The organism is Marinomonas pontica (genome assembly GCF_036322735.1).
GTDB classification, from domain to species: Bacteria; Pseudomonadota; Gammaproteobacteria; order Pseudomonadales; family Marinomonadaceae; genus Marinomonas; species Marinomonas pontica.
Genome location: NZ_AP027271.1, coordinates 3501998 through 3525164 on the forward strand (window position 1 = coordinate 3501998; position 23167 = coordinate 3525164).

At 44.6% G+C, this 23167-nt stretch carries 20 protein-coding genes; 12 read left to right on the forward strand and 8 right to left on the reverse strand.

Annotation, left to right across the window (positions count from 1 at the left end):
- Nucleotides 1-106 precede the first annotated feature (106 nt).
- The 3 genes from AABA11_RS16460 to AABA11_RS16470 all read left to right on the forward strand — a co-directional run bounded on the left by AABA11_RS16460 (nucleotide 107) and on the right by AABA11_RS16470 (nucleotide 2561).
- Nucleotides 107-301, forward strand: coding sequence for a PA3496 family putative envelope integrity protein (locus AABA11_RS16460; RefSeq protein WP_265727429.1), 195 nt, complete (start codon nucleotides 107-109; stop codon nucleotides 299-301).
- Nucleotides 302-596: 295 nt separating this feature from the next.
- Nucleotides 597-1793 carry an amino acid aminotransferase gene (locus AABA11_RS16465; RefSeq protein WP_265727430.1) on the forward strand — a complete coding sequence of 399 codons (1197 nt, stop codon included), beginning with the start codon at nucleotides 597-599 and terminating at the stop codon, nucleotides 1791-1793.
- A gap of 141 nt (nucleotides 1794-1934) precedes the next feature.
- A complete protein-coding gene (locus AABA11_RS16470) occupies nucleotides 1935-2561 on the forward strand; it encodes a DsbA family protein (RefSeq protein ID WP_338269554.1) in 627 nt (208 codons plus the stop codon).
- Nucleotides 2562-2609: 48 nt separating this feature from the next.
- Here the strand turns inward: AABA11_RS16470 and AABA11_RS16475 are convergent, their stop codons facing one another.
- Complete coding sequence (locus tag AABA11_RS16475; protein WP_265727432.1) at nucleotides 2610-3434, reverse strand: phosphatase PAP2 family protein; 825 nt, start codon at nucleotides 3432-3434, stop codon at nucleotides 2610-2612.
- Between the two features lie 359 nt (nucleotides 3435-3793).
- Here AABA11_RS16475 and eptA point away from each other — a divergent pair, with 359 nt between their 5' ends.
- Nucleotides 3794-5395, forward strand: coding sequence for a phosphoethanolamine--lipid A transferase EptA (gene eptA / locus AABA11_RS16480; protein ID WP_338269557.1), 1602 nt, complete (start codon nucleotides 3794-3796; stop codon nucleotides 5393-5395).
- A gap of 114 nt (nucleotides 5396-5509) precedes the next feature.
- Here the strand turns inward: eptA and AABA11_RS16485 are convergent, their stop codons facing one another.
- Nucleotides 5510-7120, reverse strand: a complete 1611-nt coding sequence (locus tag AABA11_RS16485) for a GntR family transcriptional regulator (protein ID WP_338269559.1) — start codon at nucleotides 7118-7120, stop codon at nucleotides 5510-5512.
- A gap of 174 nt (nucleotides 7121-7294) precedes the next feature.
- Between AABA11_RS16485 and AABA11_RS16490 the strand changes: the two genes are divergently transcribed.
- Together AABA11_RS16490 and AABA11_RS16495 are read left to right on the forward strand one after the other, a co-directional pair.
- Nucleotides 7295-8512, forward strand: a complete 1218-nt coding sequence (locus tag AABA11_RS16490; protein WP_338269561.1) for an aminotransferase class V-fold PLP-dependent enzyme — start codon at nucleotides 7295-7297, stop codon at nucleotides 8510-8512.
- Nucleotides 8513-8519: 7 nt separating this feature from the next.
- Entirely contained in the window at nucleotides 8520-8906 is a 387-nt protein-coding gene (locus tag AABA11_RS16495; RefSeq protein ID WP_338269563.1) for a SufE family protein, read from the forward strand.
- On the opposite strand, the gene AABA11_RS16500 is transcribed toward AABA11_RS16495, so the two are convergent.
- Complete coding sequence (locus AABA11_RS16500) at nucleotides 8903-9808, reverse strand: LysR family transcriptional regulator (protein WP_338269565.1); 906 nt, start codon at nucleotides 9806-9808, stop codon at nucleotides 8903-8905. The two genes, AABA11_RS16495 and AABA11_RS16500, sit on opposite strands and share 4 nt — an antisense overlap.
- Nucleotides 9809-9994: 186 nt before the next feature.
- Between AABA11_RS16500 and AABA11_RS16505 the strand changes: the two genes are divergently transcribed.
- From AABA11_RS16505 to AABA11_RS16525, 5 genes are all read left to right on the forward strand, one after another.
- On the forward strand, nucleotides 9995-11827 hold the full coding sequence (locus AABA11_RS16505) for an ABC transporter ATP-binding protein (RefSeq protein ID WP_338269567.1): 1833 nt from the start codon (nucleotides 9995-9997) through the stop codon (nucleotides 11825-11827).
- Nucleotides 11828-11872: 45 nt separating this feature from the next.
- Nucleotides 11873-13402, forward strand: a complete 1530-nt coding sequence (locus AABA11_RS16510) for an ABC transporter substrate-binding protein (RefSeq protein ID WP_338269569.1) — start codon at nucleotides 11873-11875, stop codon at nucleotides 13400-13402.
- 66 nt (nucleotides 13403-13468) lie between these two features.
- Nucleotides 13469-14392: an ABC transporter permease gene (locus tag AABA11_RS16515; RefSeq protein ID WP_338269571.1), complete on the forward strand. Its 924-nt coding sequence runs from the start codon at nucleotides 13469-13471 to the stop codon at nucleotides 14390-14392.
- A gap of 3 nt (nucleotides 14393-14395) precedes the next feature.
- Nucleotides 14396-15247, forward strand: a complete 852-nt coding sequence (locus AABA11_RS16520) for an ABC transporter permease (protein WP_414681605.1) — start codon at nucleotides 14396-14398, stop codon at nucleotides 15245-15247.
- A complete protein-coding gene (locus tag AABA11_RS16525) occupies nucleotides 15244-16989 on the forward strand; it encodes a M14 family metallopeptidase (protein WP_338269573.1) in 1746 nt (581 codons plus the stop codon). Before AABA11_RS16520 ends, AABA11_RS16525 begins: the two co-directional genes overlap by 4 nt.
- A gap of 78 nt (nucleotides 16990-17067) precedes the next feature.
- Here the strand turns inward: AABA11_RS16525 and tcdA are convergent, their stop codons facing one another.
- The gene (tcdA, locus tag AABA11_RS16530; RefSeq protein ID WP_338269575.1) at nucleotides 17068-17844 is read right to left on the reverse strand and encodes a tRNA cyclic N6-threonylcarbamoyladenosine(37) synthase TcdA; all 777 of its coding nucleotides are present in this window, start codon (nucleotides 17842-17844) and stop codon (nucleotides 17068-17070) included.
- Nucleotides 17845-17958: 114 nt separating this feature from the next.
- Between tcdA and AABA11_RS16535 the strand changes: the two genes are divergently transcribed.
- Nucleotides 17959-18699: a TrmB family transcriptional regulator gene (locus AABA11_RS16535; protein WP_265727691.1), complete on the forward strand. Its 741-nt coding sequence runs from the start codon at nucleotides 17959-17961 to the stop codon at nucleotides 18697-18699.
- Between the two features lie 80 nt (nucleotides 18700-18779).
- Here the strand turns inward: AABA11_RS16535 and AABA11_RS16540 are convergent, their stop codons facing one another.
- The 4 genes from AABA11_RS16540 to atpA all read right to left on the reverse strand — a co-directional run bounded on the left by AABA11_RS16540 (nucleotide 18780) and on the right by atpA (nucleotide 23156).
- Nucleotides 18780-19199, reverse strand: a complete 420-nt coding sequence (locus AABA11_RS16540) for a F0F1 ATP synthase subunit epsilon (RefSeq protein ID WP_265727690.1) — start codon at nucleotides 19197-19199, stop codon at nucleotides 18780-18782.
- A 63-nt stretch (nucleotides 19200-19262) separates the two neighbouring features.
- Nucleotides 19263-20639: a F0F1 ATP synthase subunit beta gene (atpD, locus tag AABA11_RS16545; RefSeq protein ID WP_072839334.1), complete on the reverse strand. Its 1377-nt coding sequence runs from the start codon at nucleotides 20637-20639 to the stop codon at nucleotides 19263-19265.
- A gap of 29 nt (nucleotides 20640-20668) precedes the next feature.
- Nucleotides 20669-21529 (reverse strand): F0F1 ATP synthase subunit gamma, encoded by an 861-nt coding sequence (gene atpG / locus AABA11_RS16550; RefSeq protein WP_338269580.1) that lies wholly within the window; start codon nucleotides 21527-21529, stop codon nucleotides 20669-20671.
- A gap of 82 nt (nucleotides 21530-21611) precedes the next feature.
- Nucleotides 21612-23156, reverse strand: coding sequence for a F0F1 ATP synthase subunit alpha (atpA, locus tag AABA11_RS16555; protein ID WP_338269582.1), 1545 nt, complete (start codon nucleotides 23154-23156; stop codon nucleotides 21612-21614).
- Between the last annotated feature and the right edge of the window lie 11 nt (nucleotides 23157-23167).

Sequence of the window (23167 nt, forward strand, 5' to 3'; positions counted from 1 at the left end):
TTTTATTAGCTTGAAAATGAGTTGTCTGTCTATTTTGACTTTTTTTAACTGTCGATGACAGTGATCTATGCACTCAATGTCATCGAACGTCCAAAAGGGTATAACGATGAGCGATTTTGCGGAAACATTAACTGAAGTAAAAACCGACATAATGCATGCATCCATTAGCTTGGAAAATGAATCAAAAGAACGAAATCAAAAGGAAGATGCTGCGCGTATGTTAAAAGCCCGACGTGCAATTGAACAGCACTTAGAACAAAAACGTTTGAACCAAGACATTTCAAACGGCTGGGACGATTAATTTCATCTCATTAAGCTGACACAGTCAGGTACGCGGCAAGACCTAACATTTGGTTAGGTCTAGAGGTTTTTGTCACACCAAAAAACGCCATTGGATTGGCTAAACGATGAACGCTCTGCGTAATTTGCTACATTTTTCTCATCGACTTATCCATTTCCCTCATCCTACACAGTAATTCCGTCCCCATTTCCCTCAGCTTATAGCGGTTACTCACGTCTTGGAGTACCATATAGCCTGATTTTTATATCTTCTAATCCATAATAAAAAAAGAAAATAACCCTCTTGGGGAGTTACTATGTTTGAACATATCCAAGCTGCTCCTGCAGACCCAATTCTTGGCCTGAATGACGCTTACAAAAAAGATTCCAATCCCAATAAAATTAACTTGGGCGTTGGTGTATACAAAGACGAGCAAGGTAATACGCCTATTTTAAAGGCGGTAAAACAAGCCGAGGAACGCTTGTTGACTCAAGAAACAACCAAAAGTTACCTAAGCATCGAAGGCGCCCCCGCTTATCGATCTGCCGTGCAAACGCTTTTATTTGGTAAAGACCACCCCATCATTACCAAGCAGCTTGCTCAAACAGCCCATACCCCTGGCGGCACTGGCGCATTACGCGTCGCAGCAGAATTCATTAAAAAGCACTTACCAGAAGCCACTATTTGGGTCAGTAACCCAACATGGGCAAACCACCAATCGGTTTTTCAATCGGTTGGTTTGGAAGTGGGCAGTTATGCGTATTACAACGCAGACAATAAATCGTTGGACTTTGAAGCCCTGCTTGCGAGCTTGTCTCAAGTTCCTGAAGGTGATGTAGTGTTGTTCCACGGTTGTTGCCACAACCCAACGGGCATCGACCCTACACCAGAGCAATGGTACCAACTTGCTAAGTTGTGCAGTAAACAAGGCTTCTTGCCGTTGTTTGACTTCGCTTATCAAGGTTTTGGTCAGGGCCTGCAAGAAGACGCTCAAGGCTTACGCACCTTCTTAGAACACGTGCCGGAAATGCTGATCGCCAGTTCATTCTCAAAGAACTTCGGTTTGTACAACGAACGTGTTGGTGCACTGACGATTCTTTGTGAAACCGCTGAACAAGCGGAAACGGCGTTCACTCAAATCAAACGCTGCATTCGCACCAACTATTCCAATCCACCATCTCACGGCTCGGCGGTGGTTGCCGAGATTCTGAATGACCCAGAATTGTTTGCACTGTGGGAAAGTGAAGTCAAAGCCATGCGTACTCGCATTCACGAAATGCGCAGCTTGTTTGTGAACACATTACGTATCAAAGGCGTAAGCCAAGATTTCTCGTTTATTTCACAACAGCAAGGCATGTTCTCTTTTTCTGGTTTAACGCCCGATCAAGTGGCTCAGCTGCGTAAAGAGTTCGGCATTTACATTGTTGGCTCAGGACGTATCAGCGTAGCGGGTATGACGCACGACAACATGGAACCTTTGTGTGACGCGATTGCGAATATCTTGAAAGGCTAAGAGCAAATAAGCTCACGTCAATAAACGGCTTCAACCTCTTGGTTAAGCCGTTTTTTTATGGGCACAGTTCAACTTGGTTGTGTTCTGACTAAAAAGACTGCTACTTTAAGCCCGTCGTTTTTACCACACAGAGACCATTTCATGACTGCTACACTACTTTATTGCTATGACCCAATGTGCAGCTGGTGTTGGGGATTTCGCCCGACTTGGACAAAACTACAAAAAGCCTTACAGCCTTTGATCGACTCTGACCAATTGTCGATTCAACCCATGCTAGGCGGCCTAGCGGTTGATTCAGATACCCCCATGGCAAAAGAAATGAAAGCCAAGCTTGAAGCGACATGGAAGAACATCCAGTCCACATTAGGTACGGAGTTTAATTTCGACTTCTGGCAAAACAATACACCACGCCGTTCAACTTACCCCGCCTGTCGAGCGTGCTACGTCGCAAGAGACATGGGGCTAGAAGATGAGATGTACCATGCGATTCAAGAAGCCTATTACGTAAAGGCCAAGAATCCATCGGATCTTGATACATTAACCGAATGCGCAGAACACATAGGCATGAATGCAGAAGGTTTTAATAAAGCCATGCAACACGTCAAACACAAGCAGCTTATCGAGCAAGAAATACTTCAAGCAAGGCAATTAGGGTTAAACTCATTTCCCTCTTTAGCACTACTAAAAGGCGACACGCTCATCTCGATTCCACTTGATTATAAAGACCCTGCAAGCATGGTAACGGCCATAAAAAAGGCGCTTTCATAGCGCCTTTTTTATGTCTATAGACCTTCTAATCAAGTAGAAACAGTCTCGTTATCTTACCCAGATGTAATTTTTGAATACTCGAAATAACGCAGCCGCAGACACCACATACAACAATGGCAACGCAAGCTTATAATCATTGCCATCTACGAAGATCATGATGCAGGCAATGACCAGCAAGGTCAGCGTGAACAAATGAACATAAGCGCAAATGCCAGCTTTCCACTTCGCCGTCACCATCACACCCGCGACGCCCAACACAACCCCTAAAGAGCCGCCTATTAACACATCCGCTGGCCAATGAACGCCGATCAAAACTCGACTCAAACCCACCAAGACAGCCAACGTCATAATAGACACTTTAAAGTACAGGTTCTGCACATAGCAAAAGCAAATCGTGGCCAGCAAGAACGCCGTCATACTGTGACCAGAGGGGAAGCTGCGCGACTTATACGCCCGCCCAAGTAAGTTAAATGCCTCAGGATCAAGCACCGCTGGCGGACGAGGCATCGCGAAATAATCTTTCAATAAATTCACAACAATCGCGGATACGATCGTCGTAAACAAAACCGTCCAATGAAAACGTATATGACGACATGAAAAAAGCAGCACCAACGCCAATAAAAACACACCGTCACCAAACACGGTGAGGTTCTCCAGCAAGGTAGGATAAATATAAGAAGATAAGTGGTTTATTTCTAAGAAGGCAAATTGATAACCTCCCATAGAATACCCAATGCCTGCCAAACTGGCTAAAACAATGGCAATCACTAATAAAATCTGGATGTTAGATTGCGACACGACAGTCGGTGTCGACCGAGCTTCTTCTAATAAAGACTTATAGTTATTGCAAATATTGGTTGAAGAGCAGCGCATAAAATCCATCTCAATTGGGAATATCTAATATGAAAATAACAGTTAGCGTTTAATTTTAACCATATTCTATGCACATTGCGTGAAAAATATATAAAAATTCATGACAAACATACCAATAATGGACATATGACCTTAATTTTTGGGGAATGTATTCTGCGCCTTCTCAATGACACGGATTCGCCATGATCCTAAATACGTCTACGATTAGTGTTAAATTGTTACAATCGGGCTTGCGTGATAAAGTGACTTCGCGGTGCAAATAAGCATCTATCATGTAACCTAGAATTGATATTTAACCATTAACGCCTTGCACTTTTCGGCACGAAGCCGCCGTAGGATCAACAGGAAACAACTCGCCCATGAAGCGCCAACACTCTGGTTTTTCTCGCTTTTTCAAAAGCACACCAAAAACATCAACCTTCATTATTTTCATCACCTTACTGAACATCGCCCTCTACAACTGGCCATTGTTTTCTTTTTCATTGAAAAACTTAGATGGCATCACTCTCAACAGTTTGCATACGCTGCTGGCGGTGTTCGCGGTGATTTACTTAGAGACGGCGTTGATTCTGTACCTGTTGTTTTTGATATCAAGACGCCTTGGTAAAGCGGTTTGTGTGGTGTTGGCGTTAGCGAATTCGCTGGCGGTCTACTTTGTTGTGACCTACAACGTCATTTTAGACAGAACCATGATGGGCAATATCTTCAACACACAATATTCGGAATCTGAGCAATTTCTAAGCCCAACACTGCTGGTGTACTTTGTACTTCTGGGCGTCATTCCGGCCTATTTGATCATGCGATCTTCGATTCAAAAGACGTCTAGAATCCGCCTAGCGTTGCATCTTGTGCTTACTATTGTCGTGATTTCTACTTTTTTATGGCAATCGCAAAGCAAATGGCTTTGGGTAGACGACCATGCCAAACAGCTGGGCGGTATGACCATGCCTTGGTCATACGTCGGCAATGCCGCGCGTTTCCAATACAGCAAGTCTCAGGAAAATATTGTTCAAACACCACTGCCTGATGCGACTTTCCTATCCAATAATAAAACCGTTGTGGTATTGGTGATTGGTGAATCGGCACGCGCACAGAATTTTTCGTTGTATGGTTACGATAGACCCACCAATCCATTGCTCGCCGCATCGGACGTCATTACGTTGAAAAACGCCACATCTTGCGCCAGCTATACTACCGCCGCCGTAAAATGCATTCTCTCGCACCACACTCCAAGCGGCGTATTTACTGAAAATTTTGAGCCGTTACCCAGTTACCTACAACGCCAAGGAATTGATGTTATTTGGCGCACCAAGAACTGGGGTGAGCCACCAATTAAGGTGTCTAGCTACCTAAGTTCAGGGGATCTAAAGCAGAATTGTGAAGGCAATGAATGCGGCTATGATGGTGTTTTACTCAGCCATTTGGCTGAACAAATCGCCGCATCGGATAAGCAAAAAGTGTTTGTGGTATTGCATCAAACAGGCAGTCACGGCCCCTCTTATTACAGCAAATATCCTAAAGAATTTGAGGTGTTTAAGCCTGTCTGTCGATCCGTTGAACTGAGCAAGTGCACACAAGCAGAGCTGATTAACGCGTACGACAATACCATTTTGTACAACGATCATTTCTTGGATCAATTACGCCAAACACTGGCGGGCATAAAAGACACATCAAGTGCCTTTTTGTATGTATCTGATCACGGAGAATCACTTGGAGAAGGTGGTATTTATTTACATGGAACGCCCTATTCTATTGCGCCAGAACAACAATTGCATGTGCCCTTCCTTGTCTGGATGTCGCCGTCTTTTATCGACCAACAACACATTAACGTCGATACGTTAAAAAGCAGAGAAAGCAGCACACAAGCCAATGTGTTCCACAGCGTTATGGGGGCATTCGACATGCGCAGTGAAATTTATAACAAAGATTTAGACATGTTCGGCGCAGCAAGCCAACCTTAAAACACATTTCGTACACGACAATAAAAAGGGCCGTCAATCTGGCCCTTTTTATTGCTTCGATCACTGGCATCACTCAGTATCGACTTAATGCGCAGATACTGAGAACCTAATGAATCAACCAAAATCGTGGTTGATCAAGTCCAACATCGGGTTATATAAGGGCTCGGTCGTTGCGTTTCGCGACGTCTTATCTTCTTTTTTAAGCGATGTTGGCTCACTTTTAAGGGGGGGTGGCTCACTGGTTTCTGTCGTCGCTAAATCACTTTCCACCGCTGCCACTGAATCTTCATGTGTTGCAGATTGATCAGGTTCGATAGGTTCAACGACTTCATCTTTTGCAACCGCCTTATCTTGCAAAACGATTTCCTCTTCTGGCTGAGTTTTTTTGCCTATGGCCAAATGCTCTGCTAACGCGTTGGCCAAAGGTTCCACATCGTCCAAGGTGACATTGATCGCAAGCCAATGGTGTGCGTCGGCTTCCTGACTCAATAGCGAACCGGGCACAATCGCATGACGAGAGCTGGCCAACAGCGCAGTAATGCTGCTCACTGGCAAAGGAGTCGACAAATACATCCACAAAGACATACCGCCTTTACTGGCAGCAAAACTGACCTGCTCCCCAAGACGAGTTTCCAAATGCGCTTTGATTCGTTCTGAATTCGCCCAAACATCTCTGGCACGCTTGGTTAATGAGCGCTTACTGTTTGATTGTAAAGCGTCACTAAGTGCTGCTTGCTGAACATCACTAAGTGACATATCGGCGGCTAAAAACGCCCCATCTAACAACGCCTGATGTCGACCAGGCAAACACCAACTGGCTGAACGGCCTGCGCCTTTGGACTCCACACCACCGATATACACAATATGATCCGACGAATCCAATGACTTATAAGTCATGACAGAGCCCGCTCGGTACGCCAAATGCGAGCACAAATCCCACTCAATCACTGGCAGTTTGGTTTCTTCAATAATCGCCAACCAACGACGCAAGCTTAGATTGCTAATCAATTGACCGGCAGGAAAAGCAAACTGCCCCGGCAAGACAATCAAGCGAATGGATTCATCACGCAGACAACGAATCGCCAAATCCAAATCAACGCCCCGCTCTCCCGCTTTTAGCGTGATAACTTGCCGCCCTAAACTTTGCAGCGTCGTGGTGATTCTAGGGTCACAAGGCGTCAGCACTAACACGCTGTCACCCTGTTGTGTCAGTGTTTGCACACTCTGGGTAAACATAGCCAACGGCGAATGACCCAGCCAGAGTTGCGACGCATGGGTCTTGATACCCAACTCTTTTAAATACCCACTAACGGCTTCACGAACTGCCAAATGCCCTTTACCAAGCACAGGAGCATGACTTTCATCCAAACGTCCAGACGGACTCAGAAAGACATCACTTTGATCCACCAAAGCCGCTCGATGCGCAAGACACGCCCAAGCAGGTTTGGTGCCGTCATTGGCCAATTCTTGCAATACGTCACCCGCCAACAGCAAAGCAGGTTTGGTCTCACTACGATGACAAACAAAGTAACCCGACTTGGGGCGAGATTCGATCCAACCGTCTTCACTCAATAAATCATAGCCATGAATGACCGTATTTAAGCTCAGGCCCAACTGTTTCGATAAAGCTCGTAAGGAAGGCATCTTGTCGCCGGGCGCGATGGCCTCCTGCGACATTTGATCCAAAAACCAATCCACCACACCTTTGTATAAAAAATCCGCCACCGCTTTGTACCTTTTCTAGTTTGTCATCTAGTATCTGTAATCAATCATTATAGTTGTCTTAAAAAAACGCAAGTAAAAGCCCAATAATTCCCGCTTTTAAGAGAAGTTAAGGTACAATTTCACCCATTTATGGCCTATTTTAGGCTTTTTGTTCGAATCCAAAGTAGAGTATCCATGGCTTTTGATCCTTTATCTATTCGCTCTTCTTTTCCAATTTTGAATCAAATGGCCCATGGTCATCCGCTTGTGTACCTAGATAATGCCGCGACCACTCAAAAGCCTTTGTGCGTTTTAGATGCGATTCAAGACTATTACCGCAACACCAATGCGAACGTACATCGTGGCGCGCACTTTCTCAGCGACAAAGCCACCAGTCAGTTTGAAGTTGCTCGCCAGACCGTGGCTCGATTTATTCGTGCGCCACAAGACAGTCATGTGATTTGGACAAAAGGCACAACAGAAGCCATTAACATGCTGGCTTATGGGTTAGAGCACTTACTAGAAAAAGACGATGAAATTCTGATTACCAGTTTGGAGCACCATGCGAATCTGGTGCCTTGGCAACAATTGGCAAATCGAACCGGCGCTGTTTTGCGTATTTTACCGATGGAAGTCGATGGTCAATGGAAAGCAGAATACGAACCCTACTTTACGCAAAAAACACGAATCTTCGCAGCCACTCACATATCTAACGCCATTGGCGTCAGTACGCCACTAAAAACCATGTTAAACCTAGCCAAACAACAAGGTGCGATAACCTTGGTGGATGGCGCGCAAGCGGTGGCGCATTATTCTGTGGATGTAGAAGAGCTAGATTGCGACTTCTATGTTTTTTCTGGGCACAAGATGTATGGCCCAACGGGCATTGGTGTTTTATATGGAAAAACGCCTGCATTAGAGGCCTTATCGCCTTATCAAACGGGCGGAGAAATGGTGCGAAAAGTGTCTTATCAAACAACAGAATTCAACGATTTACCTTATCGATTAGAAGCTGGAACACCAAATATCGAAGGCGCGATTGGCTTGGTGGCGGCCTGTGATTTCATAGAAGAACAAGATCGAAAGGCGTTATTGGATTGGGAACAATCCCTCGCCGCTCATGTTTATAAACGACTTTTTCATAACGAAAACATTAAGATTCATTCGCCTGAAAACAACACAACCTTGGTTTCCTTATCTGTACCCAATATTCATATTCTAGATTTAAACGCTTACCTAGATAGCCAAGGAGTCGGCGTTAGATCTGGATCGCACTGTGCCCAACCTTTAATGACAACACTTGGTATCGAAGGCACATTACGCGCTTCTTTTGCTTGTTATAATACGATGGAAGAAGCTGATCGCTTCTGTGATGTATTAATAGAAGCCATCGACTTATTGGGCGAGGATTGAGTTTCCCATGGCAAATTACCTAGAAATCAAACAACAGCTTCAAGCTTGTCGTAGCAAAGAAGAGACCTTTAAAGCGCTTGTCACCTTAAGCAAAACTTTATCTAGACTCTCAGCCGAAGAGAAAACAGAACAACACAAGGTAAAAGGTTGCGAGAGCGCGGTTTGGCTCATCATCGAAGAAATAGACGGCATTCGCCACTTTCACGCCGACAGCGACGCCAAACTCATGCGTGGCGTGTTGGTCGCCATTCTAAGTTTAGTGGAAGGAAAAACCTCTGATGACATCCAATCTATGGATTTAAAAACAGAGCTTACTGAACTCAATCTCTCCAGTTATCTAACCAGCTCTAGAACCAATGGCGTGTTGGGGATTTTGGATAAAATACAGGCTTAACTTTTCTCAAATTCCGGCATATCAGGCACAACACTTTTAATCGTCTGAATGAAGTTATGCAATGAGTCATGCTGTTTTATGTTTGTCGGGTAGGCAATGCCATAAGGGTAATAAACAGCAGGTTCAAAACTTCGAGTTAACACCCCTCTTCCGCTCCAAGCTCTTGCTGCAAAAGGCTCTAAAACACCAACAGATAATCCTGACGCGATAATCGCATAAGCCGTATGAGAGGTATCGATATGAATGCTTTGATGAACCTTATCTTTTACAGACTCTAAAGCATGATCCAGTTTATTCCAGTACCCGGGATAAGTATCAATAACGGAAAGCACCGTTTCGCCAATCAAATCCTCCGCACGAATACTGCTTCTTTCTTTCAATGGATGATCAGCATGCATAGCAAAAACAAAACGTGCATTACCAATAAATTCTCGTTCAATTCCTGCTAACTGAGGCAATTCCAAACCAACAGCTAAATCTATAGAGTTTGTCTGAAGCTTCATCACGATTTCAGACATAGGCAAGGTTAAAATACTCACCCGCTCTGCTGGATAGAACTTTTTATGTTCCTTTAAAACCAGAGGCAGCAAGGAGCTTGATATTGCGGAAGTACAGGCAATTTTTAATTCACTCGGAGTTCTATTGCGAATCCGATCCGCCACGGATTCCAGCTTTTGTATGCCTAAAAAGCTCTCTTCCACGGAACGAAAAAATTCCGCCGCTTCAAGCGTTGGGTATAAACGTCCTTTGCGTCGATCAAACAAGGTAAAACCCAGCGAACTTTCCAAATCACTTAACAAACGACTCACAGCGGGTTGAGATATATACATTTTTTCCGCAGCCGCAGACGTTGTGCCCTGCAACATAGTGTATCGAAACGCTTCAATCTGCCGAAACTTCATAACACCCCATAATGTTTAGTTATAAGCTATACATAAATATAAGTAGATATAATGACATTAAGTTTTCATTATAGGAATAAGCAAAGAAAAAGAATCGTTACCTTAGGCGTATACATTCCTCATCTTTGTCAAAGGAACAAACCCAATTCGTTAACCTAAAACTATATTATAAAGGGACGATTTACCGTGCTAGATAACTCAAGCTCGACCATTCTCGCTGTCAAAAATTTATCTGTTGAATTCGGTCCATCCCGAGTTATCGACGATTTAAGCTTCAGCGTACATCAAGGTAAAACACTCGCCATCGTAGGAGAATCTGGCTCAGGTAAGTCGATTACTTCACAATCTATCATGCGTCTGGCAGAGACCTCTGGTGCTCAATATCCGTCAGGCCAAATTCTTTTCTCGACTGAAGAAGGTGAAACAGATCTTCTGTCTTTGTCGCAGGATGAAATGCGCCGCATTCGTGGTAAAGACATTGCGATGATCTTCCAAGAGCCAATGACATCGCTCAATCCTGTTTTTACGATTGGCGACCAACTGTCTGAATCGCTTTCTCTTCATAAAAAGCTGAGTAAAAAAGAAGCCTTAGAAGAAAGCAGCAAACTACTCAAAATGGTACGTTTGCCTGATGCTGAAGACATGCTGAAACGCTATCCTCATCAGCTTTCTGGCGGTATGAGACAGAGAGTCATGATTGCGATGGCATTAGCTTGTCGCCCTAAAATCCTGATTGCTGATGAGCCAACCACAGCGCTGGATGTAACGATTCAAGCGCAAATATTAACCATACTGAGCGACTTACAAAAAGAGCTCAATATGGCGGTGATTTTCATTACCCATGATATGGGCGTTGTGGCAGAAATCGCAGACGACGTTGTAGTGATGCTAAAAGGACAAAAAGTGGAAGAAGGCCCAGTTAAAGACATCTTTACTAGCCCTCAACACCCTTATACTCAAGCTTTATTATCCGCTGTACCAAAACTAGGCAGCATGACAGGAGAAGCTTTTCCAAAGCGCTTTCCAATTAATTCAATTGAAGATGGCCAACTGCGCTTAGTTGGTGAAGAAAAAGCACAAAACACCGCACGATATAACGAAAAGCCCCTTCTTTCCGTTAAAAACCTTGTTACTCGCTTTGATACCAAAAAGGACTTCTGGGGGCGCGTGACTCACCGCGTACACGCCGTAGAAAAAGTCAGCTTTGATATTTATCCGGGAGAAACGCTGGCGCTGGTTGGAGAGTCAGGTTCTGGTAAGTCCACCATTGGCCGTACGATTCAGCAATTACAAGCCGCCACCAGCGGTGAAATTAGCTTTGAAGGTAACCCTTTTTACAATATGTCTAAGGAAGACCAACAAAAGCTGCGCCAAGAAATTCAATACATTTTCCAAGACCCATTAGCCTCACTTGACCCACGAAAAACCATTGGCTTTTCGATTGCCGAGCCGATCAAAACCCATAAGTTAATCCAAGGCGAAGCCAATATTCAAAAACGCGTTCACGAGCTATTAGAACGTGTCGGATTGACAGCAGAACACGCTAAACGTTATCCGCATCAATTTTCCGGTGGTCAACGCCAACGTATTTGTATCGCTCGAGCGCTCGCTTCTAACCCAAAACTCATCATTGCCGATGAAGCCCTTTCCGCTTTGGATGTGTCTATCCAAGCTCAAATCATCAACCTCTTTATGGAGCTTCAAGAAGAGCACGGCATTGCGTATTTGTTCATTAGCCACGACATGGCGGTGGTGGAAAAAATGAGCCATCGAGTGGCGGTTTTGTATCTAGGACAAATTGCGGAACTCGGCTCACGACAGCAAGTGCTGGAAACGCCAACCCATTCATACACAAAACGTTTGTTGAGCGCTGTCCCTGTGGCAGATCCAACCATTGAAAGAAGTTTAGGCCGTCTTACAGGCGAAATTCCAAGCCCTGTCAGACACGTGAGTGATGAGCCTCTCATCGTATCTCACACAGAAGTTGCACCGGGACATTTTGTCGCCGACGCATCATAAAAATAATAATTCCCTCATATCACGAAAGAACGGAGCACTATAAAAATGAACACCAAACAGTATTTTTCGATGGCATTAAAATCCATCGTTATGGCTACCAGCATCACGGCAGCAAGCGTTAGTTTTGCAAGCACATTAACCGTCTCTTCCCCTCAAGATCCGGGCAGTTGGGACCCAATCGATACCTTTTTAATAAACTGGGCATCGGTTTCTACGAACATTTATGATGGCTTAACCTATCGCGGCCCAGATCTTAAGTTAGAACCTGGCCTTGCCACATCCTGGCAGCAACTTGATAACGGCACCCGCATTCGTTTTAACTTGCGCCAAGGCGTGACGTTTCATAATGGCGAAAAGTTTGACGCTTCTGCCGTAAAATTTACCTTTGATCGCCTGATGGGAGACGAAGGTAAAAAAGGCCCTCAACGCTCGAACTACGCAGCCATTGAATCCGTTGAAGTGATTGACAGCCACACGGTCGATTTTCATCTGAAAGCCGCTGATCCAGTATTGCTAACCAAACTAGCAGGCTACGGCGCGATGATTGTGCCGCCTAAATACATTCAAGAAAAAGGCGAAGACTTCTTTAACACTCACCCAGTCGGAACAGGCCCATTTAAGTTTGTTTCGTACGAGCCGAAAGTGGACATCAAGCTAGAGGCCTATGACAAACATTGGGGCGGCGCACCTAAGTTATCCAATCTAAATTATCGCTTTATCAGCGAGCCTTCTACAGCGGTTGCGGAACTGCAATCTGGTCGCGTTGACTTAGTGATTCCACCAACCATTCCAATCGGCATGATCAGTACCATTGAGAAAAGCCCTGAATTAGACGTTGTTACGACCGTTAGCCCAAGTGTTTATGCCCTACGTTTTAATACTAAAAACGGCATCACGAAAGACGAACGCGTTCGCAAAGCAATGATCTACGGCGTTGACCGCCAAGCCATTATCGATTCGATCTTGGGTGGGCAAGCGTCTGCCATCAGCAGCTTCCAGAGCCCAATTTCCTTTGGTAATGACCCTGACATGTCACCGCTTCCATACGATCCAGCGAAAGCCATGCAGCTTCTGAAAGCCGCTGGCATCAAACCGGGCACCAAGGTTCAAATCGACATTCGAGGCAACGATTCAACCTTCAATGAAGTGACTCAAGCCATTGCCAGTTACCTACAAATTATTGGTTTGAATGCGACGATTAAGCCTTATGAAACCAGCGTTCTTATCAATGACATTGTGCCTGCAGGGAAAACCGGCGAAATGTTCCAACAAGGTTGGGGCGGCTGGACGTTAGATTACGACAACACCGCTTACTTCATGTATCACACAGGGGAAAAATGGAACCCTTACGACAGTGATCCAGAACTTGATAAGCTGTTGGAATCTCAACGCTCTCTTACTGACAGTAAACAACGTGAAGAGATCCTCAAATCCATCGCGAACTACACGGCGGATAGAGCGTTAGAAATGCCGCTTTACAATCTAAATGCCATTTTTGCTGTATCTAAAAAAGTAAAAGGCTTTGTTCCTGTACCTGATAGTCGTATGCGTCTAAACAATGTGACTATCGAATAATCGAAGAAGACACGATTGCTTCGTCTCTAAGGCGAAGCAATCTCTATGGTTAATAAAGGAACACTCATGGCTAATTTTTTACTAAAAAGATTACTGCAGGCAATATTCGTACTCTTTGCCATTACACTACTGGTCGCCTTCGCTATTCGCTTAACTGGCGATCCCGCTCTCATGCTGACTCAAGGTGCAGGCAGCGTGACAGAGGCGGATTTGGTACTGATTCGTGAAGCGTTAGGTATCAATAAACCCTTCTTCACTCAATATTTTGAATTTATCCTAGGCCTATTTAGCTTTGATTTAGGACGTAGTTTCCTAGGTGGCACGCCAGTCTCAGACTTGATCAGCACATCATTGCCAGCCACGCTCATACTGGCGGTGTCTGTCATGCTGATATCTATCGTGATTTCAATTCCTCTTGGCATCAAAGCCGCTGTATCAAAAGGAAAATGGGCCGATCAGACGATTCGTATCGTGTCTTTAGTTGGTTTGTCTTTCCCGAACTTCTGGCTAGCGCTTATGTTGGTGTTGGTGTTTTCCATCTGGCTGCAATGGTTACCGCCAAGCGGCATGTATGGTTTCACAAGTTTCTTAATGCCCGCTTTCACTATGGCCATCATATTAACGGCAACAAACGTTCGTCTGGTGCGTTCCTCTATGCTGGAAACCTTACAAGCGCAATACATTATGGTTGCTCGTGCAAAAGGCTTGAGTGAAAACACGGTTCTGTACAAACACGCGTTACGTAATTGCGCCATTCCTCTGATTACCTATTTCGGTTTGCAGTTTGGTGGATTACTGGGCGGCATTGTTGTCATTGAACGTGTGTTTAATTGGCCTGGTTTAGGGTCTTTAGCATTCGATGCGGTAAGTGGTCGTGATTACCCTGTACTACAAGCTGTCATCACCATTCTGTCCATGCTTATCGTCAGCGTTAACCTTCTGGTTGATATTGCCTACGGCCTAATTGATCCACGTATTCGCACGGAGTAAAAGATGATGACCAATCGTTTTCGTTCAAGCTTATCCAGATATAACAGCTTAGAGTTTATTCTTGGCGCGCTTCTCACTGGTGGGATTTGTTTTCTTGTTATTTTTTCAGATTTGATCTTTCAAAGTGCCGATAAAATCAATTTATCCGCTCGACTATTAGCGCCTTTTGCTGATCCTGAGCACATTTTCGGCACAGATCCTCTTGGCAGAGACATTCTTGCCCGCGTCGTTTCTGGTGGAAGCGTTTCTTTGCAAGTGGGCTTTTTGTCTGTCGCAGGCGCCGTCGTATTCGGCGTGATTATGGGATTAATTTCTGGCTATTACCGTGGTTTCTGGGATGTCATCGTTATGCGTTTTGCTGACGTGCAATTGGCCATGCCATTTATCCTTCTCGCGATTACCTTTATTGCCATTGTCGGTGGCGGTTTGGCAAACATGATCTTTTTGTTAATCATTTCCCAATGGGTGCAATACGCCAGACTCGTTCGTGGTTCTGTGTTGTCGCTAAGAGATCGTGAGTTTATCCAATCTGCGCAAGCCATTGGTGTGAGCAATTTTAGCATTCTATTTCGCCACCTTTTGCCGAACCTAATCGGACCTGTGATTGTCTTAATGACGCTGAACGTTGCCAATAACATCTTGTTAGAAAGTAGCTTAACTTTCCTTGGTCTTGGTGTGGATCCTCTTACGCCGAGCTGGGGCGGAATGCTTGCTGATGGTCGTACTTATATTCAAAACGCTTGGTGGGTGAGTGTCTTTCCTGGTATCGCTATTTTATTAACGGTGCTTGGTTTAAACCTACTGGGAGATTGGCTACGAGACAGCTTGGACCCAACGGGTAAAACATCACGATGAGTTCTATTTTCTCCACGCACATTTCTCTCACAACGGATTGGCTGATTAAGGAATTTAGCCAATCCGAATACCAAGATTGTACGCTTGAAGCTTGGGTGTTTGCCGATAAAACACACAGACAAAAGGCAGAAATGTCGCTTCAGAAATTGGGTATAAACGCCAAAATACGAAGCGCCTATAAACCTTTGATTCATTTTTTTATGGAAGACCTTCCCTTCCCAAAAAGTGATATTAAAGCGATACAAGTCACCTATCCGATTCATGATGCTGCTCCAGAAAAACGTTTTTTATTAGAGGCTTATCCGTTGTCTGCTCTGATGGAAAAGCAGGAGATTGAATTCATTGGCAGCGAAAAGCATCAAGATCACTATAAAGTGGTGTTGATATTAGCCTCTGGTGAATCTCATGTTGTTAACGTGTTTGCACCGAATCATCTGCACTCAACCTTGATCAATGAGCAACATCTGTCCCCAACAGGCTGGATAAAAATCACTCATTCGAGTCGAGGTGTTTGTAAAAATGAGCAACTCATTACCGATTATGAACAGCTCTTTCATCAAACGCTCAATGCCATTAGCCAACATTCATGGCAGGAAAAAGAGCCATATTTTGAAGAGCTAAAAATTACCGTTCATCTTCCTTATCAAGATCAAGATTTACCTTATGAGCACGAATCAATCAGCCTAAGAGAAGCCTTACATGAGGATCTGTATTTCTCTATTCTTGAATGGTTCAAAGTGAAAAGTGGCTATCTTGCCCATGGAAGAGAAGGCCAAATCGGCCATATTGTGCCAGATGTTCTTTATACAGAAGATCAACACGCTGGCGTTCACATTGAATTGCAAGCTTATCAATTACAAAACTCTACAGGCTTTCAGTCTCTTGAGTACGCTAAAAAAGCCATTAGCCAAGAGCAAATTGAAACGGAATTAAACAAGATCGAAGGTGAATCGTTTTTCGCTCAAACCATCACTGGCAGGCAAGTGCACGGACGTTATCATACTGGTTCAGATCACCCTGTAATGATCAGTAGCGGCCAGCATGCGAATGAAACATCCGGTGTCGTTGGTGCACTCAAAGCGGTGCGAGTACTCTCTCAAAAAAAACGCAGCCACTTTTCTATTTCCCCTTTAGAAAACCCTGATGGTTATGAGCTGCACCAAAGGTTAATCCAGAATAATCCCAAACACATGCACCACGCCGCACGTTATACCGCCCTTGGAGATGACTTAGAAAATAGGAAACACGAACCTTTTTATGAAAAAAGTATACGTCAGCAGGCGAAACAACGGAGTCAGGCTTGTTTGCACATTAATCTACACGGTTATCCGTCACATGAATGGACTCGGCCATTATCCGGTTATGTTCCCCATGGCTTTGACATGTGGACAATTCCTAAGGGGTTCTTTCTGATTTTACGCCACAATGGCGAAGATGAGTGGCTAAGCTATACAGAGAAGTTTCTGCAATTTGTGACAGCTAGATTGAGTCAGGTTTCGGGCCTTGTCTCTTTCAATCAAAAGCAGATCGATCTCTATACGCAATATGCTGGTGAGGTTAACTTCCGTTTTATTAATGGTATTCCGTGTCTGATTAATCAGGTGCAAAACCCTGATGTGCCAGTGCAACTTATCACAGAATTCCCCGATGAAACCCTTTACGAGGATGCTTTTATTTTGGCTCATCAAGTACAGACAGCAACCGTGCTAGCAGCCTATGAAGCCCATCAGCTATTCGCTTAATTCCTTTATTAACTCTATTCACCTTAAGCAAACGCAGAGACAACCTGTGTTTGCTTATCTAATATATTTTATTGATTTTCAGGCTTTACTCGCCAACTTCTCCAAGACTCTAGAAACCGCAACAAATCCAAAAGTAGCGGTCACCGTTGTACTGGCGCCAAAGCCAGTATCACAGTTCATTTTTGTTTCTGTATCTCCTTTTAATCGCTGTTTAGATACAGTTCCATCTCCTTGTGGGTAGCTAAGCTGTTCCATGGAATAAACACATTCAATATCAAAACGACGTTTCGTATTACGGCTAAAGTTATAATAACGACGAAGAAAATTACGGAGCTTTGACGCCAATGGGTCTTTTTCTGTTCGAGATAAATCAGCGATTTGAATTTGAGTTGGGTCCGTTTGACCACCAGCACCACCGACTGTGATGAGTTTGCGCTTGTTACGCTTACACCAAGCCACCAGAGCCGCTTTTGGCTTAATACTGTCAATGCAATCAATAATGTAATCAAACGGCTCAGAAAGAAGCTCAGGTATGTTATCTGGGGTGATGAAGTCTTCAATGCACGTCACACGACAGTCGGGGTTGATCTGTTTAACCCGTTCCGCCATCACATCGACCTTAGATTGACCAACGGTACTGCTTAGTGCGTGAATCTGGCGATTGGTATTGGTGACGCAAACATCGTCCATATCGATAAGTGTAATGTGGCCAACCCCAGAACGCGCTAACGCCTCAGCCGCCCAAGAGCCAACACCACCAATACCGATGACACACACATGAGCACGCGAAAAAGCAGCGTATGCCGCTTCACCATACAAACGGCGAATGCCACCAAATCGTTGATCGTCTGTCAATTTTCTCTCCTCGCAGATCGTTCGACCCTGCGCTTTTCTATCAATAAGTGTATTCTTAAACGCGGTAGTATTCTGACGCCTGTCGACAAATTAAAAAACGGTACTGTGAGCCCTATGATTCAGCAAGCTTTTGAAATGCTTGGTTTAACACCAAGAGAAACACAGCTTTACCAAACCCTATTAAAGCTTGGCCCCTCTTCTATTCGAGACATTGCCGAACACAGCGGCATCAATCGCGGTACCGCCTACGAAGACCTCAAACAATTACAAAGCAAAGGCATTGTCAGCTATTTTCCAAAAGGAAAGCGACGCTTCTTTACCGCTGAAAACCCGGATATTTTATTAAATTTGGCGGAAGAAAAACGCAATCGTCTTAATAAAACCATCGAGAATTTAAAGAACACCATCATTCCAAATTTACACCAACAACAGCCGGATTATCATCAAACTCATGTGCGTTATTACGAAGGCGATGACGGCATTGAGTGGGTATTGCGCGACATTTTAAACGTGGTATCTCAACAAGACCACAAAGAATATTGTGTGTTTTCGTCTAAACCGATACGTCCCTTTTTGTATCGCCCGTTTCCTAACTACACCAAGCAACGCGTTAAATTGGGCATTAATGTAAAAGTCATTGCTTTGGGTGACGGTGGCGAAGAAGCGGAATTATCAGAACGTAAGTGGATTAAAACGGAAGGATCGGTTGACGCCAGCTATATCGCTATCTATCCACCTAAGTGTGCGATTATTTCTTTGGCAAGCAACAACTTCCCTTCGGCCGTGGTATTGGAATCCAAAGACATCGCCAAAGCACAGCAGATCATTTTTGATACATTGTGGAAGATGCTTTAGTAGACAAATACTCAGACTATCAGCCAATAAAAAAGCAGCTCGAAAGCTGCTTTTTTTGACTTCACACTCAACATTACCGCTTATTTGTGCTCGCGGAACTGTTGAAGTGTACGCAAGCGGGCCATAGCTTCTGCTAGTTCCACTGTCGCACGAGTGTAGTCGACGTCAGGTTTTTGGTTAGCTAAAAGCTCTTTAGCATGTTCCTGAGCTTTTAGTGCCGCCTCTTCGTCCAGATCTCTTGCACGAGTGGCTGTGTTAGCCAAGACGGTGACACGGTGCGGTTGAACTTCTAGGAAGCCACCGGACACGAAGATAAACTCTTCGTCACCATTTTCTTTAACCACACGAACAGGACCTGGTTGCAGAGTCGTCAACAATGGCGCGTGACCAGGCATAATACCTAGATCGCCATAACTGCCTGCAGCCACAAGAGATTGTACCGTACCGGAAAAGATCTCTTGTTCAGCGCTTACGATATCGCAGTGTACTGTGATAGCCATAAGTTGCCTCTCTTAGTCATACTTAGCAAAAGCGCCTTACAACGCTTTTGCTACGCGTGATGGTTAAAGTTTCTTAGCTTTCTCGACAGCTTCGTCGATGCTACCAATCATGTAGAACGCTTGCTCTGGAAGATCATCGAACTCACCATCCAAAATGCCTTTAAAGCCACGAATCGTGTCTTTCAAAGAAACATACTTACCTGGAGAGCCAGTGAATACTTCTGCTACGAAGAAAGGCTGAGACAAGAAACGCTGGATTTTACGAGAACGGTTAACCGTTTGCTTATCTTCTTCAGATAACTCGTCCATACCCAAGATTGCGATGATGTCTTTCAATTCTTTGTAACGCTGCAATACCATTTGTACGCCACGTGCTACGTCGTAATGCTCTTGACCGATAACTAATGGGTCAAGCTGACGTGAAGTAGAATCAAGAGGATCGATCGCTGGGTAGATACCCAAAGATGCGATGTCACGAGACAATACAACGGTTGCGTCCAAGTGAGAGAACGTTGTTGCTGGAGATGGATCTGTCAAGTCATCCGCAGGTACGTATACCGCTTGAACAGACGTGATAGAGCCAGTCTTAGTAGAGGTGATACGTTCTTGAAGAACACCCATCTCTTCAGCAAGTGTAGGCTGGTAACCTACCGCAGATGGCATACGACCTAGCAATGCAGATACTTCTGTACCCGCAAGCGTGTAACGGTAGATGTTGTCTACGAAGAAAAGTACGTCACGACCTTCGTCACGGAACTTCTCAGCCATAGTCAAACCCGTCAAAGCAACACGTAGACGGTTACCTGGTGGCTCGTTCATCTGGCCGTATACTAGAGATACTTTGTCGATTACGTTCGAGTCAGTCATCTCGTGGTAGAAGTCGTTACCTTCACGAGTACGCTCACCAACACCAGCGAATACAGAGTAACCGCTGTGCTCGATTGCGATGTTACGGATAAGTTCCATCATGTTTACGGTTTTACCTACACCGGCACCACCAAACAGACCAACTTTACCACCTTTCGCGAAAGGACAAACAAGGTCGATAACCTTGATACCCGTTTCTAGCAATTCGTTGCTAGAAGACTGCTCAGCATAAGAAGGAGCTGCGCGGTGAATTGACCAACGCTCTTCTTCGCCGATTGGGCCTTTTTCGTCAATCGGATTACCTAGAACGTCCATAATACGTCCTAGTGTTTTAGTACCAACTGGCACAGAAACTGGTTTGTTTGTATTTTCTACAACCAAGCCACGTTTAATACCGTCAGTGGAACCCATTGCGATGGTACGAACAATACCGTCGCCTAGTTGTTGTTGAACTTCCAACACCAACTGTTTACCCTCAATGGTCAGGGCATCATATACTTTTGGCACGCTATCACGTGGGAATTCCACGTCCATTACCGCGCCAATAACCTGTACGATGTGTCCGCTACTCATGTTCGGATCCTCTTAAATACCTAAATACCTTAAACCGCTGCCGCGCCGCTGACTATCTCAGAAATTTCCTGAGTAATCGCTGCTTGACGAGCCTTGTTGTACACCAACTGCAATTCATCAATGATATCGCCGGCGTTGTCTGTTGCGTTTTTCATAGCAAGCATACGAGCTGCTTGTTCACACGCAATATTCTCAACCACTGACTGATATACTTGAGATTCAATATAGCGAACCAATAATTCGTTCAAAATTTCAACGGCTTCTGGTTCATAAATGTAATCCCAGTGGTGCTTTAACTCTGTATTCTCTTCCGCTTTTAATGGCAAAAGTTGTTCAACCGTCGGGTTTTGAGTCATGGTATTCACGAACTCATTTGAAACCACATAAAGACGATCGATACGACCTTCGTCAAATGCGTCTAGCATCACCTTTACGCTACCGACTAAATCGTCAGCTTTTGGTGCATCACCTAAACCGGTGAAGGCTGCTGTTACATTTCCGCCGTAGTTACGAAAGAATGAAACGGCTTTAGAGCCGATTGCACAGATGTCGATTTCAACACCAGAATCAGCGAACTGTTTCATGTCTTTGATGGCTGCTTTGAACACGTTAACGTTCAAACCGCCACACAAACCACGGTCAGAAGAGATTACGATATAACCAACACGCTTCGCCTCACGCTCGGTAAGGTAACGGTGTTTATACTCAGGATTCGCGTTGGCCAAATGACCAACTACTTGGCGAATTCGTTCCGCATACGGACGAGAAGCGGCCATACGATCCTGAGCTTTACGCGTCTTACTAGCAGCTACTTTTTCCATAGCACGAGTAATTTTACGCGTATTGTTAATGCTCGAAATCTGAGTACGTATCTCTTTTCCGACTGCCATAATAGAACTGCCCTTGTGAGAATGTTATTTCACAAACTGCAAGAAAGTGGTGACAAGCTTTAATTGCTTGCCACCAAACTCATTACCAAGTTTGCGTCGCTTTAAACTTCTCGATTGCCGCTTTAAATGTCGCTTCAATCTCGCCGTTAAAATTACCAGTTTTGTTAATGTCAGCCATAAGATCAGTGTGTTCACTGTTCATGTAGCTCAACAAAGCAGTTTCAAAACTACCAATTTTGCTTGTTTCAACATCTTCAAGGAAGCCATCATTAGCAGCGTAAAGAACTACGCCCATATCAGCTACAGACATAGGAGAGAACTGCTTTTGTTTCATCAGTTCAGTAACCTGTTTACCGTGCTCTAGCTGCTTACGAGTCGCTTCGTCTAGGTCAGATGCGAACTGAGCGAAAGCCGCCAATTCACGGTACTGAGCCAATGCAAGACGAATACCACCGCCAAGTTTCTTGACGATCTTAGTTTGTGCTGCACCACCTACACGAGATACCGAAATACCTGCGTTCATTGCTGGACGAATACCGGCGTTAAACGAGCTCGTTTCCAAGAATATCTGACCATCTGTGATGGAGATAACGTTGGTTGGTACGAATGCAGATACGTCACCACCTTGCGTCTCGATGATTGGCAATGCGGTCAAAGAACCCGTTTTGCCTTTCACTTCACCATTGGTGAATTTCTCTACGTAATCAACGTTTACACGTGATGCACGCTCAAGAAGACGAGAGTGAAGATAGAATACGTCACCTGGGTAGGCTTCACGACCTGGTGGACGACGTAGAAGCAAAGAGATCTGACGGTAAGCCCAAGCTTGCTTGGTCAAATCATCATAAATGATCAATGCGTCTTCACCGCGGTCACGGAAATATTCACCCATAGTACAGCCAGTGTATGGCGCTATGTAAAGCATCGCTGCTGGATCAGATGCGCCAGCGGCTACGACTGTGGTGTATTCCATTGCGCCAGCTTCTTCAAGCTTACGAACAACGTTAGCAATAGTAGATTGTTTCTGACCGATCGCTACGTAAACACATTTAATGCCAGAATCTTTCTGAGCAATAATAGTGTCGATTGCGAGAGCAGTCTTACCAATCTGACGGTCACCGATGATCAACTCACGTTGACCACGACCAATTGGCACCATGGCGTCAATGGCTTTGTAACCCGTTTGAATCGGTTGATCAACAGACTGACGTTCGATAACGCCTGGAGCTACTTTTTCAACTTTATCTGTTAATTTTGCATCGATTGCGCCTTTGCCGTCGATTGGATTACCCAATGCGTCAACAACACGACCAAGCAATTCAGGTCCGATTGGAACTTCCAATATACGACCTGTACATTTCACTTTTTGACCTTCTACAAGGTCTTGGTATTTACCAAGTACTACTGCACCTACAGAGTCACGCTCTAGGTTCAAAGCAATACCATAAACACCACCAGGGAATTCAATCATTTCCCCGTACATAACATCTGCCAAGCCGTGGATCAGAACGATACCGTCTGCCACGCTGACAATTGTGCCCTCATTTTGGGCATCAGAAGATACATCGAGGTTCTCGATGCGCTTCTTGATAATCTCGCTGATCTCAGATGGATTCAGTTGCTGCATGCTAAATTCCT

Coding starts and splice junctions, on each gene's coding strand:
- AABA11_RS16460 (WP_265727429.1), top strand. CDS start 107: ATGAGCGATTTTGCGGAAACATTAACTGAAGTAAAAACCGACATAATG.
- AABA11_RS16465 (WP_265727430.1), top strand. CDS start 597: ATGTTTGAACATATCCAAGCTGCTCCTGCAGACCCAATTCTTGGCCTG.
- AABA11_RS16470 (WP_338269554.1), top strand. CDS start 1,935: ATGACTGCTACACTACTTTATTGCTATGACCCAATGTGCAGCTGGTGT.
- AABA11_RS16475 (WP_265727432.1), bottom strand. CDS start 3,434: ATGCGCTGCTCTTCAACCAATATTTGCAATAACTATAAGTCTTTATTA.
- eptA (WP_338269557.1), top strand. CDS start 3,794: ATGAAGCGCCAACACTCTGGTTTTTCTCGCTTTTTCAAAAGCACACCA.
- AABA11_RS16490 (WP_338269561.1), top strand. CDS start 7,295: ATGGCTTTTGATCCTTTATCTATTCGCTCTTCTTTTCCAATTTTGAAT.
- AABA11_RS16495 (WP_338269563.1), top strand. CDS start 8,520: ATGGCAAATTACCTAGAAATCAAACAACAGCTTCAAGCTTGTCGTAGC.
- AABA11_RS16500 (WP_338269565.1), bottom strand. CDS start 9,808: ATGAAGTTTCGGCAGATTGAAGCGTTTCGATACACTATGTTGCAGGGC.
- AABA11_RS16510 (WP_338269569.1), top strand. CDS start 11,873: ATGAACACCAAACAGTATTTTTCGATGGCATTAAAATCCATCGTTATG.
- AABA11_RS16515 (WP_338269571.1), top strand. CDS start 13,469: ATGGCTAATTTTTTACTAAAAAGATTACTGCAGGCAATATTCGTACTC.
- AABA11_RS16520 (WP_414681605.1), top strand. CDS start 14,396: ATGATGACCAATCGTTTTCGTTCAAGCTTATCCAGATATAACAGCTTA.
- AABA11_RS16525 (WP_338269573.1), top strand. CDS start 15,244: ATGAGTTCTATTTTCTCCACGCACATTTCTCTCACAACGGATTGGCTG.
- AABA11_RS16535 (WP_265727691.1), top strand. CDS start 17,959: ATGATTCAGCAAGCTTTTGAAATGCTTGGTTTAACACCAAGAGAAACA.
- AABA11_RS16540 (WP_265727690.1), bottom strand. CDS start 19,199: ATGGCTATCACAGTACACTGCGATATCGTAAGCGCTGAACAAGAGATC.
- atpD (WP_072839334.1), bottom strand. CDS start 20,639: ATGAGTAGCGGACACATCGTACAGGTTATTGGCGCGGTAATGGACGTG.
- atpG (WP_338269580.1), bottom strand. CDS start 21,529: ATGGCAGTCGGAAAAGAGATACGTACTCAGATTTCGAGCATTAACAAT.
- atpA (WP_338269582.1), bottom strand. CDS start 23,156: ATGCAGCAACTGAATCCATCTGAGATCAGCGAGATTATCAAGAAGCGC.